At 68.3% G+C, this 17,228-nt stretch carries 17 protein-coding genes; 7 read left to right on the top strand and 10 right to left on the bottom strand.

Annotation, left to right across the window (positions count from 1 at the left end; translation table 11 throughout):
• From GP2_RS03035 to cysD, 3 genes are all read right to left on the bottom strand, one after another.
• Window positions 1-472 (bottom strand): inositol monophosphatase family protein (locus tag GP2_RS03035; protein ID WP_006898995.1); only part of this gene is annotated, 472 nt, incomplete at its 3' end.
• Window positions 473-523: 51 nt separating this feature from the next.
• Complete coding sequence (gene cysC, locus GP2_RS03030) at window positions 524-2,380, bottom strand: adenylyl-sulfate kinase (protein WP_006898994.1); 1,857 nt, start codon at window positions 2,378-2,380, stop codon at window positions 524-526.
• On the bottom strand, window positions 2,380-3,345 hold the full coding sequence (gene cysD, locus GP2_RS03025; RefSeq protein ID WP_006898993.1) for a sulfate adenylyltransferase subunit CysD: 966 nt from the start codon (window positions 3,343-3,345) through the stop codon (window positions 2,380-2,382). The genes cysC and cysD overlap by 1 nt, the downstream gene beginning before the upstream one ends.
• 51 nt (window positions 3,346-3,396) lie before the next feature.
• On the opposite strand from cysD, the gene GP2_RS03020 reads away from it, so the two are divergent.
• From GP2_RS03020 to GP2_RS02995, 6 genes are all read left to right on the top strand, one after another.
• Entirely contained in the window at window positions 3,397-4,320 is a 924-nt protein-coding gene (locus GP2_RS03020; protein WP_040526291.1) for a helix-turn-helix domain-containing protein, read from the top strand.
• A gap of 123 nt (window positions 4,321-4,443) precedes the next feature.
• Entirely contained in the window at window positions 4,444-4,920 is a 477-nt protein-coding gene (locus tag GP2_RS03015; protein WP_006898991.1) for a hypothetical protein, read from the top strand.
• Window positions 4,921-4,958: 38 nt separating this feature from the next.
• Window positions 4,959-5,885 carry an enoyl-CoA hydratase gene (locus GP2_RS03010; protein WP_006898990.1) on the top strand — a complete coding sequence of 309 codons (927 nt, stop codon included), beginning with the start codon at window positions 4,959-4,961 and terminating at the stop codon, window positions 5,883-5,885.
• A gap of 1 nt (window position 5,886) precedes the next feature.
• Window positions 5,887-7,053 (top strand): acyl-CoA dehydrogenase family protein, encoded by a 1,167-nt coding sequence (locus tag GP2_RS03005; protein ID WP_006898989.1) that lies wholly within the window; start codon window positions 5,887-5,889, stop codon window positions 7,051-7,053.
• Between the two features lie 4 nt (window positions 7,054-7,057).
• Window positions 7,058-8,026 (top strand): acyl-CoA dehydrogenase family protein, encoded by a 969-nt coding sequence (locus tag GP2_RS03000; protein WP_006898988.1) that lies wholly within the window; start codon window positions 7,058-7,060, stop codon window positions 8,024-8,026.
• Entirely contained in the window at window positions 8,023-9,120 is a 1,098-nt protein-coding gene (locus GP2_RS02995) for an acyl-CoA dehydrogenase family protein (protein WP_006898987.1), read from the top strand. The genes GP2_RS03000 and GP2_RS02995 overlap by 4 nt, the downstream gene beginning before the upstream one ends.
• A gap of 5 nt (window positions 9,121-9,125) precedes the next feature.
• Here GP2_RS02995 and GP2_RS02990 read toward each other — a convergent pair whose 3' ends face one another.
• From GP2_RS02990 to hsaA, 7 genes are all read right to left on the bottom strand, one after another.
• The gene (locus tag GP2_RS02990) at window positions 9,126-9,761 is read right to left on the bottom strand and encodes a TMEM175 family protein (protein WP_006898986.1); all 636 of its coding nucleotides are present in this window, start codon (window positions 9,759-9,761) and stop codon (window positions 9,126-9,128) included.
• A gap of 185 nt (window positions 9,762-9,946) precedes the next feature.
• Window positions 9,947-11,089: a sulfotransferase family protein gene (locus GP2_RS02985; protein WP_006898985.1), complete on the bottom strand. Its 1,143-nt coding sequence runs from the start codon at window positions 11,087-11,089 to the stop codon at window positions 9,947-9,949.
• Window positions 11,082-11,879, bottom strand: a complete 798-nt coding sequence (locus GP2_RS02980; protein WP_040526290.1) for an SDR family oxidoreductase — start codon at window positions 11,877-11,879, stop codon at window positions 11,082-11,084. Before GP2_RS02980 ends, GP2_RS02985 begins: the two co-directional genes overlap by 8 nt.
• Window positions 11,876-13,072 (bottom strand): hypothetical protein, encoded by a 1,197-nt coding sequence (locus GP2_RS02975; protein ID WP_006898983.1) that lies wholly within the window; start codon window positions 13,070-13,072, stop codon window positions 11,876-11,878. The genes GP2_RS02980 and GP2_RS02975 overlap by 4 nt, the downstream gene beginning before the upstream one ends.
• On the bottom strand, window positions 13,069-13,641 hold the full coding sequence (gene hsaB / locus GP2_RS02970; RefSeq protein ID WP_006898982.1) for a 3-hydroxy-9,10-secoandrosta-1,3,5(10)-triene-9,17-dione monooxygenase reductase subunit: 573 nt from the start codon (window positions 13,639-13,641) through the stop codon (window positions 13,069-13,071). The genes GP2_RS02975 and hsaB overlap by 4 nt, the downstream gene beginning before the upstream one ends.
• A gap of 1 nt (window position 13,642) precedes the next feature.
• Entirely contained in the window at window positions 13,643-14,554 is a 912-nt protein-coding gene (gene hsaC, locus GP2_RS02965) for an iron-dependent extradiol dioxygenase HsaC (protein ID WP_006898981.1), read from the bottom strand.
• A gap of 43 nt (window positions 14,555-14,597) precedes the next feature.
• On the bottom strand, window positions 14,598-15,782 hold the full coding sequence (gene hsaA, locus GP2_RS02960) for a 3-hydroxy-9,10-secoandrosta-1,3,5(10)-triene-9,17-dione monooxygenase oxygenase subunit (protein WP_006898980.1): 1,185 nt from the start codon (window positions 15,780-15,782) through the stop codon (window positions 14,598-14,600).
• A gap of 224 nt (window positions 15,783-16,006) precedes the next feature.
• On the opposite strand from hsaA, the gene GP2_RS02955 reads away from it, so the two are divergent.
• Window positions 16,007-17,227: a 3-ketosteroid-9-alpha-monooxygenase, oxygenase component gene (locus tag GP2_RS02955; protein WP_006898979.1), complete on the top strand. Its 1,221-nt coding sequence runs from the start codon at window positions 16,007-16,009 to the stop codon at window positions 17,225-17,227.
• The last annotated feature ends 1 nt before the right edge of the window (window position 17,228 follow it).

Here is a 17,228-nt window from a genome sequence, read left to right as displayed (position 1 = left end):
GCGGCCGCGAGCCGCTGACCACCACGCGCGGACGGCCGGTCCGCGGCCGCGATGCGAGCCCCTCGGTGGGCTCGACGGCGGTGTCGTCGTCGACGTAGGTCACCCCGAGCGCGGGCAGCGCGACGGCACCGGCGACGAGCCCGCCCGACGCGGACCAGAGCGCGACGTGCACGGCCCAGTCGGCTCGGCCCCCGCCGTTCTCGTAGGTCCCGTACTCGCGGGTGCCGTCGACCGGATCGACGATCCAGACGCGTTCGGCGGACAGCCGTGTCTTGTCGTCGGCCGACTCCTCCGACAGCACGGCGTCGCCGGGACGCTCCTCTGCCAGTCGCCGCAGCAGGAACTCGTTGGACCGGAGGTCGCCGGCCTTGCCCAGTTCCTTGCCGACCAGACCGCTGGTCTTGCGGATGTCCAGCAGGAGTTCGCCTGCCGCGGTGGCGAGTTCGCCCGCCAGTGCTCGATCGTCGGTCACGCCTGATCCTCTCTGGCCCGGCAGGTGCCGGGGTCGGCCGGGTCCGTGCTCCTACAGCCCCAGGTTACGGATCACCATGTCAGCGACCTCTGCCGGCGCGCCGTCGGCGGGGGTTATGACCAGCTCGGGGTCCTCCGGCCGCTCGTAGGGCGAGTCGATGCCGGTGAACTGGCCGATCTCCCCGCGCCGCGCCCGGCGGTACAGGCCCTTGGGGTCGCGGCGTTCGCATTCCTCGAGCGGGGTGTCGATGAAGATCTCGTAGAACGGCAGGCCGCGCTCGGCGTGGATCTCGCGGGCGCGTCGCCGTTCCTCGGCGAACGGGCTGATCAGCGAGACGATCGCGACCGCGCCCGAGTCGGCGAACAGCGCGGCGACCTCGCTGGTGCGACGGATGTTCTCGCGCCGGTCGTCGTCGGAGAAGCCGAGGTCGGAGTTGAGGCCGTGCCGCAGGTTGTCGCCGTCCATCAGGTAGGCCGGCCGCCCCTCGGCGACGAATCGCCGCTCCAGTTCCACGGCCAGCGACGACTTGCCCGACCCGGACAGGCCGGTCAGCCAGATTGTGGCGCCGCGGTGCGGGCGGTGTTCCCGCGAGACCTTGGAGGCCTGCCAGACGACGTGGCTGTCGTGACTCACCGGGGCCGTGATCATGCCGGCCGCGACCGTCCGGTTGGTCGCCTCGTCGATGAGGATGAAGCTGCCGGTGTCCCGGTTGCGCCGGTAGGAGTCGAACATCACCGGCTCCTGCGTGTGCAGGGTGATCCGACCGATCTCGTTGAGGGACAATCCGTCCGCCTGCTCGTCGCGATGCAGGGTGTTGACGTCGAGTCGGTAGTTCAGCCCGCTGATCTGCGCACGCGTCAACCGGGTGCCGCACAGCATCTGATAGCGGTTGTGCGGACGCAGTTCGGCGTCCTCGGCGAACCAGCACACCATCGCGTCGATGTCGCGGCCGACGTAGGGACGGTTGTTGGGCCGGGCGAGCATGTCTCCGCGCACGATGTCGATCTCGTCGGCGAGCTCGACCGAGACGGCCATCGAGGCGAACGCCTCATCGACCGTTTGGCCCCCGGGGCCCCAGATCGCCGTGATCGTGGTGCTGAATCCGCTTGGCAGGACCACGATCTCATCACCCTTGGTGAACACGCCGCCGGCGACGGTGCCCGCGTACGCGCGATGGTCGAGGCCGTCGCTGCGCTGCGGGCGGATCACGTACTGCACGGGCAGACGCGCGTCGATCAGGTTGCGGTCGGAGGCGATGTAGACGTTCTCCAGATGGCTGAGCAGCGGTCGGCCCTCGTACCACGGCATGGCAGAGGAGGATTCGACGACGTTGTCGCCGCGCAGGGCCGAGATCGGGATGAACGTCACGTCGGCGACGTTGAGTTTCGCCGCGAATTCGACGAATTCGGCACAGATCTCGTCGAAGCGCTCCTGCGACCAGTCCACCAGGTCCATCTTGTTGACGCACACCGTCAGGTGCGGGATGCCGAGCAACGACGACAGGAAGGCGTGCCGACGGGTCTGTTCGAGGACCCCCTTGCGGGCGTCGATGAGGATGATCGCGAGATCCGCGGTCGACGCCCCGGTCACCATGTTGCGGGTGTACTGGGTGTGGCCCGGGGTGTCGGCGATGATGAACTTCCGCTTGGGCGTGGCGAAGTAGCGGTACGCGACGTCGATGGTGATGCCCTGCTCGCGCTCGGCGCGCAGGCCGTCGGTCAACAGGGCGAGGTCAGCGTACTCGTCGCCGCGGGCCGCGCTGGTGCGTTCGATCGCCTCGAGTTGATCGGCGAAGATCGCCTTCGAGTCGTAGAGCAGCCGCCCGATCAGCGTCGACTTGCCGTCGTCGACCGATCCCGCCGTGGCGAGCCGCAACAGTTCGGTGGCACCCCGGTGATCTCCGTCCATCAGAAGTACCCCTCCTTCTTGCGATCCTCCATGCCGGACTCCGAGATCCGGTCGTCGGCGCGCGTCGCGCCGCGCTCGGTCAGCCGGGTGACCTCGATCTCGGCGATCACCTTCGCCACGTCATCGGCGTCCGACACCACGCACCCGGTGCAGGTCGCGTCGCCGACGGTGCGGAACCGCACGGTCTCCACGCGCACCTCCTCCCCCGGAAGCGGCTGCAGGAAACGCGTTTTCGCCAGCAGCATGCCGTCGCGTGGGATCACCTCGCGTTGATGCGCGTAGTAGATCGAGGGCAGCTCGATGTCCTCCTGCGCGATGTACTGCCAGATGTCGAGTTCGGTCCAGTTCGACAGCGGGAAGACGCGGATGTGCTCGCCCTTGTGGTGGCGCCCGTTGTAGAGCCGCCACAGCTCGGGACGCTGGTCACGCGGATTCCACGCGCCGAACTCGTCGCGGAAGCTGAACACGCGCTCCTTGGCGCGCGCCTTCTCCTCGTCTCGGCGGGCGCCGCCGAACACCGCGTCGAACCGGTTCTCGGAGATCCCGCGCAGAAGCGCCGTGGTCTGCAGGCGGTTGCGGCTCGCACCGGGACCGGTGGGCTCGACGACCCGCCCGGCGTCGATGTCGTCCTGGACCGAGCTCACGATCAGCCGGACGCCCGTCTTCTCGACGATCCGGTCGCGATAGTCGATGACCTCGTCGAAGTTGTGGCCGGTGTCGACGTGCATCAGCGGGAACGGGATCGGCGCCGGCCAGAACGCCTTGCGCGCGATGTGGAACATCACCACCGAGTCCTTGCCCCCGGAGAAGAGCAGGACCGGACGTTCGAATGTCGCCGCGACCTCGCGGAAGATGTGCACCGACTCGGCCTCGAGTTCCGCGAGGTGCGACAGCTCGTAGCCGTGATGTGTCGGCGGGCGCGCAGGACTTCCGTCCTGGTTCCCGGTGTCGGTCGTGCTGGTCACCGCGCGCAACCCCCTTGACATGTCGAATATTCGACACTAAGTGTTGACAATGTGACACCGACGGTAGGTGACCCCTCGCAGACGCGTCAACCGGCGCGCCCCGCGTCGCCCCCGACCGCCCGCGTGGTCCACATCGTCGAACTCCTGGCCGAGTCGGACCGGCAATCGCTGACCCTTGCCGAGATCGTCCGCCACACCTCGCTCTCGCGCGCCACGGCGCACGCGATCGTCTCGGAACTGACCGCACGCGGATGGCTCAGCCGCGATCCGGGGAGCGGGCGCTACGGCATCGGGCCGGACTTCCTCGCACTGGCCCGCAAGGCGGGTGGCGCCGACCACCTGCAGCGATGGGCCGCAACCGAGACCCGGGCGCTCTGCGATCGCTTCGGCATCCCGTTCTTCGTGGCACGACGCTCCTCGTCGGATGTCCTGACCCTCGCCGCGCACGCCTTCCCGCCGCACCTCACCCCCGGGTCCGAACCCCACCCGTGGCTCCGGGACGGGAGCCGCATCCGGATCCGTCCGCCGATCTGCCGCGAGTTCGTCGCCTTCGATCCCCCCGCCGACCGTGAGGCCTGGGTCGCCCGGGCCTCGGAGTCCTCCCGCACCCGGCTCCGCGTCGTGCTCGACGTGGTCGCCGAGCGCGGCTACTCGATCGAGCGCATGACCGACGACCACGTGGCCGTCATCGAGGCCCTCGGATCGCTCGACACCATGCCCGAGACCCTGCGGAACCGCGTGGGCGACCTGCTCACCGAGCTCTCCGTCGTCGACTACCTTCCCGAGGAGCTCGAATCGGCTGCGGCAGAAGAAATCCCGGTTGTCACGATCGGTGCGCCGGTCTTCGGCGAGAACCGGCGGGTGGTCGCGGCCATGGTCGCCTGCCCGAACACGACGCTGCCCCTGCCCGAGCTGCGCACCCTCGCCGAGGCCACCCGGGCCAGCGCCGCCGCGATCTCGACGCATCTGCCCTGAACCGCTCCTTCGCGTCGGCCGATCGTCCGGGTGCCCGTGTTCGGATCCGCCCAACCCGCCACGTCGCGGCAGCACAAGCACGACAATGCAGGAGAGTGCCCGATCCGATGTGAGGAGCTCTGCATGACCCGAAACACGACGTTCGCCAGGCTCGCCGCGGTCGCGCTCTCGGTCGCCGCCGCCACAGGCCTCGGTCTCGCGGGAGCCGGGCACGCCGGCGCCGCCCCCTCCCGGGAATACCCCTTGTCGACGTGCGTCGGGCTGTCCCCCAACGTCGCCGACATCCCGTTCCTGGCCCGACGCGCCATCGTCAGCACCTATGGCGGCAACGCCTACATCGCCACCGACTTCCCGAGCCTCTTTCCCGGCGGCTACCAGTCGACGGCCCGGCTCGACTGGCACAACACCGCCACCAAGAAGCGCGGCAGCAAGGTCAGCAGCACCCGGGTGAACCCGCCCTATCAGGGCGTCCACTACTTCGTGATCCCGCTGAACCAGATCGGCCGGGGCACGGTGAACGTCACCTTCAGCGCGGTCAACCGCAACGCGCTGTGGGCGATCCCGTCCACGAGCTGCACCGGGACCATCCACATCCCCTGAGGCTACCAACCAAGCACTTGCTAGGTTAGGCTCGTGGCATGAGTGATGCCGTGATCCCGCCCGCACTCGGGCCCGACGACCTCGGCCCGGACACCACGCCGGTCGCCTATGAGGTCGGCGGACCCGACTCCGCGGTCGCGTACGTGACGCTGAACCGACCCGAGTACCGCAACGCCCAGAACTCGGTGATGACCTATTCGCTCGACGCCGCCTTCCGCAAGGCCGTCGACGATCCGTCGGTCAAGGTGATCGTGCTGCGCGCCAACGGCAAGCACTTCTCGGCCGGCCACGACATCGGCACCCCCGAACGCGACTTCGACACCTACTACGACAACGTCGCCGTCCTGCACTGGGACCACACCGACAAGACCGGCGCCGACCAGCGTCTCGCCCGCGAGATGGAGGTCTACATGGGGATGTGCCGCCGCTGGCGCGACATCCCCAAGCCGCTGATCGCCCAGGTCCACGGCGCCTGCATCGCCGGCGGCCTGATGCTCGCCTGGATCTGCGACTTCATCGTCGCCTCCGACGACGCCTTCTTCTCCGACCCGGTCGCCCGCATGGGCATCCCCGGTGTCGAGTACTTCGCCCACGCCTACGTGCTCGGCCCGCGCCGAGCCAAGGAGATCCTGTTCACCGGCGAGCGTTTCACCGCCACCCAGGCCGCCGACTGGGGCATGGTCAACCACGTCGTCCCGCGCGACCAGCTGGATACGAAGGTGAACGAGATCGCCGAGAAGGCCGTGGCGATGCCGATGCAGGGCCTGTTCCTCAGCAAGAAGGCCGTGAACATCTGCGAGGACCAGATGGGCATGCGCAATGCCATGGACTCGGTGTTCGGGTGGCACCACTTCGCGCACTCGGCCAACGCCGAGGCCGGTGGCGACTCGCTCGGCGGCATGGACGCCAAGTCGATGAAGGCCGCCGGTTCGTCCGCCTCGTCGAGCCCCCGGGCAGGTGGCTGACATGGACCTTCTCTTCGACTCCGCAGCAGAGGAGTTCCGCGCCGAGGTCCGCGCCTGGCTCGCCGAACACGTGCCGCGCGAACCGCTCCCGTCCATGGACACCGCGGAGGGCTTCGAGGCCCACCGCGAGTGGGAACGCGAGATGGCCGCAGACCGCATGTCCGTCGTCAGCTGGCCGGAGGAGTTCGGCGGGCGCGACGCGCCCCTGCTCCACTGGGTCATCTTCGAGGAGGAGTACTACCGGTCCGGCGCGCCGGGCCGGGTCAGCCAGAACGGCATCTTCCTGCTCGCGCCCACGCTGTTCGAACACGCCCATCCGGCACAACTCGAGCGCATCATGCCGAGAATGGCGCGCGCCGACGACATCTGGGGACAGGCGTGGAGTGAGCCGGAGGCCGGCAGCGACCTGGCCTCGCTGCGCTCGACCGCCACGCGCACCGACGGCGGCTGGCTGCTCAACGGTCAGAAGACCTGGAGCTCCCGGTCGAGTTTCGCCGACCGCGCCTTCGGCCTGTTCCGCACCGACAAGGAGGCCCAGCGCCACAAGGGGCTGACCTACTTCATGTTCGACCTGCGCGCCGAGGGCGTCACGGTCCGACCGATCGCCCAGCTCGACGGCGAACCCGGCTTCGCGGAGCTGTTCCTGGAGAACGTCTTCGTGCCCGACGACCCGGACAATCCCGGTGAGTCCGGGGTGATCGGCAAGGTCAACGACGGCTGGCGGGTGGCGATGAGCACCGCCGCCAACGAACGCGGCCTCTCGCTGCGTGCCCCCGGCCGCTTCCTGGCCACCACCGACCGGCTGGTCGAACTGTGGCGCGCGCGTCGCGACGAGGTGCCGCCGACCGCCAACGTCGACGCACGCGTGGCCGATGCGTGGATCGGTTCACGCGCCTACGAGCTGTCGACCTGGCAGACCGTGAGCCGCCTGGCCTCCGGCGGACAGCTGGGCATGGAGTCGTCGATCAACAAGGTGTTCTGGTCCCAGTGGGACATCGCGGCCCACGAGACCGCGCTCGACCTGCAAGGACCCGACGCCGAGCTCGACGATTCGTGGATGGACGGCTACCTGTTCTCCCTCTCGGGCCCGATCTATGCGGGCACCAACGAGATCCAACGCAATGTCATCGCCGAGCGCCTGCTCGGCCTTCCCCGCGGAGACCGCTGACCTCATGGACTTCCAACTCTCCGACATCCACACCGACCTGGCCGCGACCGTCGACGCCATGCTCGGCAAGGCCGACATGCCGACCGCGGCGCGCGCCTGGGCGGCCGGTGACCGCACGGCCGTCGCCAAGGTGTACTCGCAGCTCGCCGACGCGGGGATCTGCGGCCTGCTCATCGACGAGTCCCACGGCGGCAGCAGCGCCGGCGCCGTGGAGATGGTGGTCGCCGTCGAACAACTCGGCCGCCACTGCGCACCCGGGCCGATCGTCGAAAGCGTTGCGGTGCTGCCGGTCCTCCTCCGCGACGCGGACGTCAACGGACCGCTCAACGACCTCGCCGAGGGGCGGCTGGCGACGGTGGCGATCGGGCCGCTGCAGCCGCTGGCCGCCGATGTCGAGTCCGCCGACGTCTACGTCGTCGTCGACGGGGTCCTCTCCACCGGCCGGGTCATCAGCACCGAGAAGACCGTCGACCCCACCCGCACGCTGTCGCGGGTCGAGCCGGACCGGGAGCTCGCCACCGGGATCGACACATCCGATGCCGCCGACGCCGGCGCGCTCGCCACTGCCGCGGAACTCCTCGGACTGGGTCAGACGATGATGGACATCGCGAGCGAGTACGCCCGGTCCCGCAAGCAGTTCGGTCGCCCGATCGGGTCCTTCCAGGCGGTCAAGCACCACCTGGCCGATGTCGCCATCGCCCTCGAGATGGCGCGTCCGCTCGTCCATGCGGCCGCCCTCGGGATCGACGGGCAGGTGCCCGAGGGGACCAACGTCTCCCGGGATGTCTCCGCCGCGAAGGTCGCCGCCGCCGACGCCGCGCACCTCTCGGCCCGTCGCGCGCTGCAGGTGCTCGGTGCCATCGGATACACCGCCGAGCACGACCTCTCCCTGTACATCACCAAGACGCGCGCGCTCCTGACCGCCTGGGGTTCGCCCGCCGTCCACCGTCAACGCATCCTGGAGACGCTGTGACCACCGATACCCTCCCGATCTCCGCCGAGGAACGCGAGGCGCTCGCCGAGGCCGTGCGAGACCTGCTGCGCCGTCGTGGCGACACCGCAGCGGTCCGCAAGGAGATGGCCTCCGACGGACGCATCGACCGGGGCCTGTGGCAGACGTTGTGCACCGAGATCGGCGTCGCCGCACTGCCCATTCCCGAGGACGCCGGTGGCGCCGGCGCGTCGTGGGCCGAGTCGGCCGCGGTGCTGGAGGAGCTCGGCGCCGCGCTGAGCCCGGTCCCGTCATTCGGGTCCGCGGTGCTGGCGACCGGCGCCCTGCTGCTCGCCCCCGACTCGGAGCCGTCCGCACGACTGCTCCCCGAACTCGCCACCGGCGAGCGCACGGCCGCGCTCTGCTGGGCCGGGGAACGGGGCTGGGACACACCGGGTGTGCAGGCCGACGCCGGACTGCTCTCGGGGACCGCAGGATTCGTGGTCGACGCGGAGACCGCCGACACCCTGGTGGTGCTGGCGTCGGGCCCCGGCGAGCACATCACGGTGCACGAGGTCGCCGCCGATGCCGACGGGGTGACGATCTCGCCGTTGCCGCTGTTGGACCCGACGCGCAGCCTGTCAACGGTGCGGTTCGACGAGGTGGCCTCGAACGTCATCCCGACGCCGGCGGACCTGGTGTCGCGACTGCGCACGCTGGGCTGGGCCCTGTTGTCGGCCGAGCAGGTCGGCGGCGCACAGCGCGCGCTCGACCTCACCGTCGAGTACACGAAGTCGCGCAAGCAGTTCGGCCGCACGATCGGATCGTTCCAGGCGCTCAAGCACCGGATGGCGGACATGTACGTGCTCGTCGAGACGGCCCGGTCGATCTCGCGTGCCGCGGTGGCCGCGGTCGCCGTGGATGCGCCGGACGCCGCGGACCTGGCGCTCGCGGCACACGTATACTGCTCGGACGCCTACCGGACGATCACCGGTGAGGCCATCCAGCTGCACGGCGGCATCGGCATCACCTGGGAACACGACATCCAGCTCTACTTCAAACGCGCCCAGGCGTCGTCGCAGATGTTCGGCGCGCCCCACCGCGCGGTCGCCGAGGTCGCAGCGCGTCTCCGGTAGCCGGCTCAGGCGTCCGTCCCGCGCGCGCGGGCGATCAGCCGTTCGATGGGATCGGTGAGGAAGAGCAGCAACAGCGGCCAGTTGCCGCTTCTCGGGTCGACCAGCGCGACGATCAACGCGACCGCCAGCGCGATGACGGTCCCCCATCCCCCGGACGTCTTGACCCAGACATCGGTCATCTCGTCGTCGACGAGCAGATCACGATGGTGTTTGCCCCACTGCCCGATACCCACCAGTGCGGCCACCGCGGCCGCGAGGACGCCGATGTAGAGCACGCTGCCCCACTCGACCCGGCTGTCGTCGACGATCGCCGTGGCGAACGGCAGCACCACGATGGTGAGCAGCCAGACGAAGTGGAGGTTGATCAGGACCGAGTCGTAGCTGCGGAAGTACTCCATCGTCCGGTGGTGCTGCCGCCACAGGACCCAGATCACCACGAAGCTCACGAAGAAGCTGGTGATCTCCAGCGAGTGGTCGCTCACCACCTCGGCGACCGAGGTCTCGTCGTCCTCGCGTAGGTCGTTGGCGATGTCCACCAACGGGAGGACCAGGAGGGTGAGCGCGATCGCCACGACGGCGTCCGCGAAGGCGATCAGTCGGCCCAGGCCCTCGGACGAGCGCAGGTTCTCCGGTTCTGCCATGGAGAGAATGTAGATCCGCCACAGGCGGTCCGCGCGGCGATCGAGCCTCCGGGCACCGGATTCTCGAGATCGGGGTCTCCTCGCGCAGTCTCCATTCCCGCAATGTCGCCTACTCCCCGCTCATCGGATCCGATCGGCGGGAAGGAAACCGATCCAGCGTGAAGGGAATCGCCGGACGAGGGAGCTCAGTCTCCGAACGCCTCGGCGACCGTCTTCTCGTCGAGCCCGTAGTCGGACAGCTGGTAGCGGTGCTGCGGCTTGCGGGGTCCGGACCTGCTCTCCTCGTCGAGCGCGACCACCGCGGCGCGGGCGGCGTCGGTCATCGGCGTGCCGAGGGCGTCGTAGACGCGCTCGACGGTGCCGAGCGGGTCCGTGCGCAGGTCGTCGAACTCGATGTCGAGGAACTGTGCGGGGTCGTACTTCTGCCGGGCCTGCGAGAACTCGCGCAATCCGCGCGACCACAGCTCGAACTGGTCGCGTCCGATCTGCTCGCCCACGAACGTCGTCGAGTAGCCGCGGGTCGCGTGGTCGGCGAGGCTGCACATCGACGCGATGATCGTCGACGGGGCGCGGTGGGTCTGGATCACCAGCGCGTCCGGGTAGGCCTCCATCAGCGCGTCGAGCGCGAACAGGTGACTCGGGTTCTTCAGCACCCAGCGCTTGCCGGGGTCGTTGAGCCCGATCAGCTGCAGGTTCTTGCGGTGCCGACGGTATGCCGGCGTCCAGTCCTGCTCCGACAGCCACCGCGAGTAGGTCGGGATGTGTGCCAGCGACTCGTAGGAGATCGACATGACCGACTGCCGCAGCAGCTGCCAGCACTCCTCGACCTCGGCGGCGTCCATGTAGTGCAACCCCATGAACTCGGGGTTCTCGACGTGGTGCTGGGCGAAACCGGCCTGGATCTGCGCGAAGACCGGGTTGTCCTCCCAGGTGTCGCGCGGCGGGCGCGGCTGCGGGAACTCCGCGAGCCACATCTCGACGCCCTGATGGTCCGGGTCGGCCGCCAGGAGACGATGCAGGGCGGTGGTGCCGGTGCGCGGCAGGCCGGTCACGAAGATCGGCCGGGTGATCTCCACGTCGGCGTGCTCCGGGTGCGCCTTCCACGATGCCTCGCTCAGCAGCCGCGCGACGAGCGCACCCTTGAGGAAGTACCGGAACATCTTGCTGCCCAGCTCGGTCAGCCCGGCCTCGTTGCGATACGAGTCGAGCAGGATGCCCAGGGGCTCGAGGTAGTCGGTGTCGCCGAAGTCCTCGAGGCCGGTGGCACGGGTGGCCGAGGCGTGCAGGTCCTCGATGGTCCCGACGTCGGTGCGAGCAGCATTAGTCATGGTATTCACCGCAATTCACGTCCAGGGTGTGGCCGGTGATCGCCCGCGCCATCGGCGAGGCGAGGAACACGACCGCATCGGCGATCTCGTCCGGTTCGGGGAGTCGTTTCAGATCGGACTTCGACGCGGTCTGCTCGTAGACCTGTTCCGACGTGATGCCGTACTTCTTGGCGATCTCGCCGAAGTACCACTTGAGCTGGTCGTCCCAGATGTAGCCGGGTGCAACGGAGTTGACGCGGATGCCCTTGTCTCCCAGTTCGGTGGCGAGGGTCTGCGACATCGCGAGCAGCGCCGACTTGGCGATCTTGTAGCTGCCGTAGCGGGGCTCGGAGTGGCGGATCACCATCGAGTTGATGTTGACGATCGAGCCCTTCGACGCGGCCAGCGCGTCGGTGAACGCCTTGATGACCCTCAGCGTCCCGACGACGGTGACCTCCAGGCTCTGGGTGATCTGATCGAAGTCGGTGCGCCCCAACGGCTTCATGGACGGCAGCGCGAAGGCGTTGTTGACCAGGACGTCGACCCGGCCGAACTCCGCGATCGTGGCCGAGACCAGATTCTCCACCGCGGCCTCGTCGGTGATGTCGGTCGGCACGACGAGACTCGTCCCGCCGGCCGCGTCGACCTCGGCGGCGAGCTCCTTCAGCCGCGATTCGGTCCGTGCCGCCAGCACGACCCGCGCACCTTCGGCGGCCGACCGCAGGCAGATCGACCTGCCCAGACCGGGCCCCACCCCGGACACGACCACGACCTGATCCTCGAGCAGGCCGCTGCCGGGCATCGCGCTCATCCGAGCATCCTCTCCGCGAACGCCCGCTGCCGCGCCGCGATCCGCTGCCGCCAACCGGCCTCGTCGATCTTGTTCTGTTCGTAATAGGGCAGGTGTGCGGCCACCTCGTCGACGGGCACGACGACCGCGGTCGGGCCGAGCTCCGGCCCGATCGGCGAATCCACCCGCTGCCAGCGGAACTGCAGGATGCCCTTGCGCCTGCCGGTCGTCTCGATCCAGTTGGCGACGCCCGGGTCGCGGTGGGAGACCACCATCCGGATGACGCCGTCCGGGTCGACCTGCGCCTGTGCCGAATTGAGGCTCGTCTGGTGATTGACGTAGTCGAGCGAGATGTACCACATGCTCCCGAGCTGGAAACCCTGGTACGGCGCATCCGATTTCGGGATGGAGATGACCATCGCGTCATCGGGGCCGAGGTCGTAATGACCGACCGAGGAGAACTGGGTGCTCAGACCGCCCGGGGTCTGCCGCGGCGGGGTGAAGGTGTTCACCGGTTCGTCGAGGTAGAACCACTTGGGGAAGTTGAACCACGTGTTGATGCGGGCGAGCAGCATCTTGCCGGCGGTCGAGTACCGGCGGGCCACCCGCGCGAGGTCGGGCTCGTCCGGCGCGGTGCCGACGGTGTCGACACGCTCGATGGTGATCGACCCCTTGCGTTCGGTCCAGTCCGAGTAGACCTCCCGGACCGCGAGCATCGACGCACCCTCGCCGAGGACGAAGTAGTCGTCCCCGGCGTCGGGGATTGCCGGACCGAAGGTCAGCTCGAACGATCCGTCCTCGGCGATCTGCAACCGCCGGTCGTCGAAGGCGTCCTCGCCGCCGGGAACGGTCGACGGAGTGTAGTCACCGCGCAACACCTGGAAGCTGAGATCGGTTGTGGTGCCACGACGCCCGCGGACGACATAGGTACCGGTCGGCTCGACGTCGGCGTGGTAGTAGAGCGTGTCCGGGTTGTCGAGCCCCATCTTCGTCATCGGCCCGGTCGAGGTGACGAAGTTCGGGTGCGACAAGGACCGCGCCCGCACCAACTGGACGATCGCCGCGATGCTGCCCGCGAGGTAGTCGTACCCCTCCGCGAGATCCTGGTCGGTCTCCGCGAATTCCGCCGAGGCCACGAGCTTCTCGGCCTCCGCGATCGCGTCGGTGAGCGGCGCCGTGATGTCATGCGGTACAGCGGATTCGCGCGGACTCATAGCCAGGTGTCTCCTCCGGTCCAGGTCAGGAAGTGTTCGAGCTCGGCTTGTGCCGGCGTCACCCGCGGATGTTCGGTGGACAGATAGCCACCACGGTAGAACAACAGGGGCCGGTCCTGGAGCACCTCGCCGAGAACCTGCACCCGCCCGATGACGATGTGGTGGTCGCCGCCGTCGGTGACGCGCTCGATGTCGCACTCGACCCAGGTGAGCCCGTGCCGGATCACCGGCAACCCGGCCGGCGACGGGTCCCAGGTGATGTTGCGGAACTTGTCGTCGCCTGGTGCGCCGAACGCGGCGCTGACGTCCTGCTGCCGGTTGGACAGCACGTTGACGACGAATTTCCCCTTGCGCTCGATGGCCTTCCAGCTGCGGGAGGTCTTCATCGGGCAGAAGAGCACCAGGGGCGGGTCGAGCGAGAGCGCGACGAACGACTGGCAGGCGAACCCGACCGGCCGGTCATCGTCGTCGACGGTGGTGATCACCGTGACGCCGGTGCAGAACTGCCCCATCGCGGTACGGAACTGACGAGAATCGAAGTCCTCGGTTCCGTAGGGTGTCTGCGCCATCTCAGTTCTTGAATCCGACGCTGAAGTCGTGCCCCCAGAGACTGACGGCCGTGCTCTCGCGGGCGACCCACTCGTCGTCGTTGACGGTCCGTCCCTCGCAACCGAATTCGACGTCGAACCCACCGGGTGTCTTCATGTAGAACGACAGCATCAGGTCGTTGACGTGCCGGCCGAGCGTGGCCGACATCGGCACCTTCCGGCGCAGGGCGCGGTCGAGACACAGCCCGACGTCGTCGGAGTTCTCCACCTCGACCATGAGGTGGACGATCCCGGTGCTGTTGGGGATCGGCAGGAACGCCAGCGAGTGGTGACGCGGGTTGCAGCCGAGGAAGCGCAGCCACGGGACCTCGTCGCCCTCCTCGCGGCCGACGACCTGCGGGGGCAGCCGCATCGAGTCACGCAGCTTGAAGCCGAGGACGTCGCGGTAGAACTCGAGTGCGGCCTTGTCGTCGGTGCAGGTCAGCACCACGTGGCCGAGACCCTGTTCCTCGGTGACGAACCGGTGACCGTACGGGCTGACCACCCGGCGGTGCTCGAGCGCGGCACCGTGGAAGACCTCGAGGGTGTTGCCGGCCGGGTCGGTGAAGGAGATGAGTTCGGCGACGCGGCGGTCGGCGATCTCCTCGTCCTTGCCCTCCCGGTAGACCACGCCCGCACGGGACAGCCGGTCCCGGACCTCCTGCAGGCCCGCGGCGTTCGCGACCTCCCAGCCGGAGCAGGCCAGCCGGTCGTGCTCGGACGGCACGATCACCAGCCGCGCCGGGAAGTCGTCCATCCGGAGGTACAGCGCTCCCTCGGTGAGCCCCTTGCCCTCGACCATGCCGAGGACCTTCAGTCCGAACTCACGCCATGCGGGGACGTCCGTCGCCTCGATCCTCATGTATCCCAATGATCGGATCGGACAGTCACTCATCTCCACGACTCTCCTCGTGTGGTTGTGGTCAGGGGTCTGCGCATCACACCATCGTGTCGCCGATGGGAATCCCGAACTCGCCGTTGCCGAATGCGACGTAGGCGCGCTCGGGGTCATTGGCGGCGTGGACCCGGCCCGCGTGGGCGTCGCGCCAGAAGCGCTGGATCGGGGTGCCGTTCTCGAGCGCGTGGGCGCCCGAGTTCTCGAAGAGCCGGTCGATGGCCGAGATCGCCCGCCCGGTGGCGCGCACCTGGTCGCGTCGTGCGGCGAGGCGCAGCTCCATCGGGATCTCCTCGCCGGCGAGGATCAGGTCGTACTCGGCCTGCAGGTTGCCCGACAGCTGGCGCCATGCGGCGTCGATGTCGCTGGCGGCCTCGGCGATGCGGACCTTGGCGAACGGGTCGTCCTTGGCCTTCTCGCCGGCGTAGGCGGCGCGGACGCGCTTGCCCTGGTGTTCGACGTGGGCCCGGTAGGCGCCGTAGGCCATGCCGACGATCGGGGTCGAGATGGTGCTGGGATGGATGGTGCCCCAGGGCATCTTGTAGACCGGCGCGGTGTTGACCTCCAGGCCGGGGCTCTGGCCCATCGACATCGTGCGCATGCTCAGCGTGCGGTGACGCGGGACGAAGACGTCCTTGACCTCGAGGGTGTTGGACCCGGTGCCGCGCAGGCCGACCACGTTCCACACGTCCTTGATGGTGTAGTCCTCGCGCGGGATCAGGTAGCTCACGAAGTCGACCGGCCGGCCGTCCTTGATGACCGGACCGCCGACGAACGTCCAGTCCGCGATCTCGCAGCCGGACGACCACGCCCAGGACCCGTTGACCTTGTAGCCGCCGTCGACGACCTCGCCCATGCCCATCGGCGCGTAGGACGACGAGATCCGGACGTTGGGGTCCTTGCCCCACACGTCCACCTGCGCCTGCTGGTCGAAGAGGGCGAGGTGCCAGTTGTGGATACCGATGATGCCCGCAACCCAGCCGGTCGAGCCGCATGCGGACGCGATCCTGCGGACCGCCTCGTAGAAGGTCACCGGATCGACCTGGTGGCCGCCCCACTGTTCGGGCTGCATCAGCTTGAAGAAGCCCGCCGTCTCGAGGCTGGACACGGTCTCGTCGGGGATCCGACGCAGATCCTCGGTGGCCTGGGCACGCTGCTCGATCTCCGGGAGCAGCGCGTTGATCTTCTCCAGGACCTGCTCGGCGGCTTCGCTCCGTTGTGCTGGCATCTCGCCTGCTCCTACCTGTCTCTCCTCGGTCGGACCGGCCGACCGCTTACCCATCGGGTTCGAGATTAGAACACGTTCTCATTTCTGTCGAGCACTGGGACTTTGCGCCCATGTACAGGCCCGATCGTCGATCCGGCACACGATCGCCCCGGAAAATTTGAAACGTGTTCTAGTATCGAGGCAGTGGTTCTTTCGCGACACCAGTCACAGACAGGAGAGGGCATATGTCATCTGCACCCGACACGATGAGCCCGAGCACCCCCGGTTCGCGCGGCGACGAGGCGGGCATCCGGGAGATCGACACCGGCGCGCCGCCCACCCGGTTCGCCCGCGGGTGGCACTGCCTCGGCCTGCTGCGGGAGTTCGACGACGGCAAGCCGCACTCGGTGCAGGTCTTCGGCACCAAGTTGGTCGTCTGGATCGACACCAAGGGCGAGCTCAACATCCTCGACGCCTACTGCCGCCACATGGGCGCGGACCTGTCGCAGGGCAAGCTCGACGGCGACAACGTCGCCTGCCCGTTCCACGGTTGGAAGTGGAAGGGCAACGGCCGCTGCGCCGACGTCCCCTATGCCAAGCGCAACCCGAAGCTGGCCAAGACCCGCTCGTGGCCGTCGATGCTCCGCAACGGCCAGGTCTTCGTCTACAACGACCCGGAGGGCGACCCGCCGCCGGAGGAGATCATCATCCCGGCGCTCGACGAGTACGGCTCCGACGAGTGGACCGACTGGACGTGGAACCGCATCGTCATCGAGGGCTCCAACTGCCGCGAGATCATCGACAACGTCGTCGACATGGCGCATTTCTTCTATGTGCACTTCGCGCTGCCGGACTACTTCAAGAACGTCTTCGAGGGCGAGATCGCCGCGCAATACATGAATTCGCATGGCCGCCCCGACGTCAGTCTCGGCACCAATTACGGCGACAGCCGGCTGGAATCGATCGCGGCGTACTACGGCCCGTCCTACATGCTCAACCCGATGGTCCAGTACTATGGCGGCTACGCGGTCGAGACGATCCTCACCAATTGCCATTACCCGATCGACGAGAACAGCTTCGTCCTCATGTACGGCGTGATGGCGAAGGTGCCCGAGGGACTCACCGCCGAACAGGCATCGAAGATGGCGTACAAGATCAGCAAGGGCGTCGAGGTCGGCTTCCTGCAGGACGTCGAGATCTGGAAGCACAAGACCCGTATCGAGAACCCGCTCCTCGTCGAGGAGGACGGACCGGTCTACCAGCTCCGTCGTTGGTACCAGCAGTTCTACGTCGACAAGGCCGATGTCACCGAGGAGATGACCGGCCGGTTCGAGTACGAGATCGACACCTCCAAGGCCCTCGAGAGCTGGAACGTCGAGATCCAGGAGAACCTGCGCCGCCAGCAGGAGGAGAAGGAGGCCGCCGAGAAGGCCGGCGTCGATTCGACGGAAACAGCGGAGGTCTGAC

This window comes from Gordonia paraffinivorans NBRC 108238 (genome assembly GCF_000344155.1).
In the GTDB taxonomy this organism is placed as follows: domain Bacteria; phylum Actinomycetota; class Actinomycetes; order Mycobacteriales; family Mycobacteriaceae; genus Gordonia; species Gordonia paraffinivorans.
The sequence above is the reverse complement of the archived record's forward strand: the minus strand, read 5'-3'. Positions and strand labels throughout refer to the sequence as shown.

Excerpts from the sequence above, each read along its gene's own strand:
- cysC (WP_006898994.1), bottom strand. The coding sequence starts at position 2,380 with ATGGACGGAGATCACCGGGGTGCCACCGAACTGTTGCGGCTCGCCACG.
- GP2_RS03015 (WP_006898991.1), top strand. The coding sequence starts at position 4,444 with ATGACCCGAAACACGACGTTCGCCAGGCTCGCCGCGGTCGCGCTCTCG.
- GP2_RS03010 (WP_006898990.1), top strand. The coding sequence starts at position 4,959 with ATGAGTGATGCCGTGATCCCGCCCGCACTCGGGCCCGACGACCTCGGC.
- GP2_RS03005 (WP_006898989.1), top strand. The coding sequence starts at position 5,887 with ATGGACCTTCTCTTCGACTCCGCAGCAGAGGAGTTCCGCGCCGAGGTC.
- GP2_RS03000 (WP_006898988.1), top strand. The coding sequence starts at position 7,058 with ATGGACTTCCAACTCTCCGACATCCACACCGACCTGGCCGCGACCGTC.
- GP2_RS02990 (WP_006898986.1), bottom strand. The coding sequence starts at position 9,761 with ATGGCAGAACCGGAGAACCTGCGCTCGTCCGAGGGCCTGGGCCGACTG.
- GP2_RS02985 (WP_006898985.1), bottom strand. The coding sequence starts at position 11,089 with ATGACTAATGCTGCTCGCACCGACGTCGGGACCATCGAGGACCTGCAC.
- GP2_RS02980 (WP_040526290.1), bottom strand. The coding sequence starts at position 11,879 with ATGAGCGCGATGCCCGGCAGCGGCCTGCTCGAGGATCAGGTCGTGGTC.
- GP2_RS02975 (WP_006898983.1), bottom strand. The coding sequence starts at position 13,072 with ATGAGTCCGCGCGAATCCGCTGTACCGCATGACATCACGGCGCCGCTC.
- hsaB (WP_006898982.1), bottom strand. The coding sequence starts at position 13,641 with ATGGCGCAGACACCCTACGGAACCGAGGACTTCGATTCTCGTCAGTTC.
- hsaC (WP_006898981.1), bottom strand. The coding sequence starts at position 14,554 with ATGAGTGACTGTCCGATCCGATCATTGGGATACATGAGGATCGAGGCG.
- hsaA (WP_006898980.1), bottom strand. The coding sequence starts at position 15,782 with ATGCCAGCACAACGGAGCGAAGCCGCCGAGCAGGTCCTGGAGAAGATC.
- GP2_RS02955 (WP_006898979.1), top strand. The coding sequence starts at position 16,007 with ATGTCATCTGCACCCGACACGATGAGCCCGAGCACCCCCGGTTCGCGC.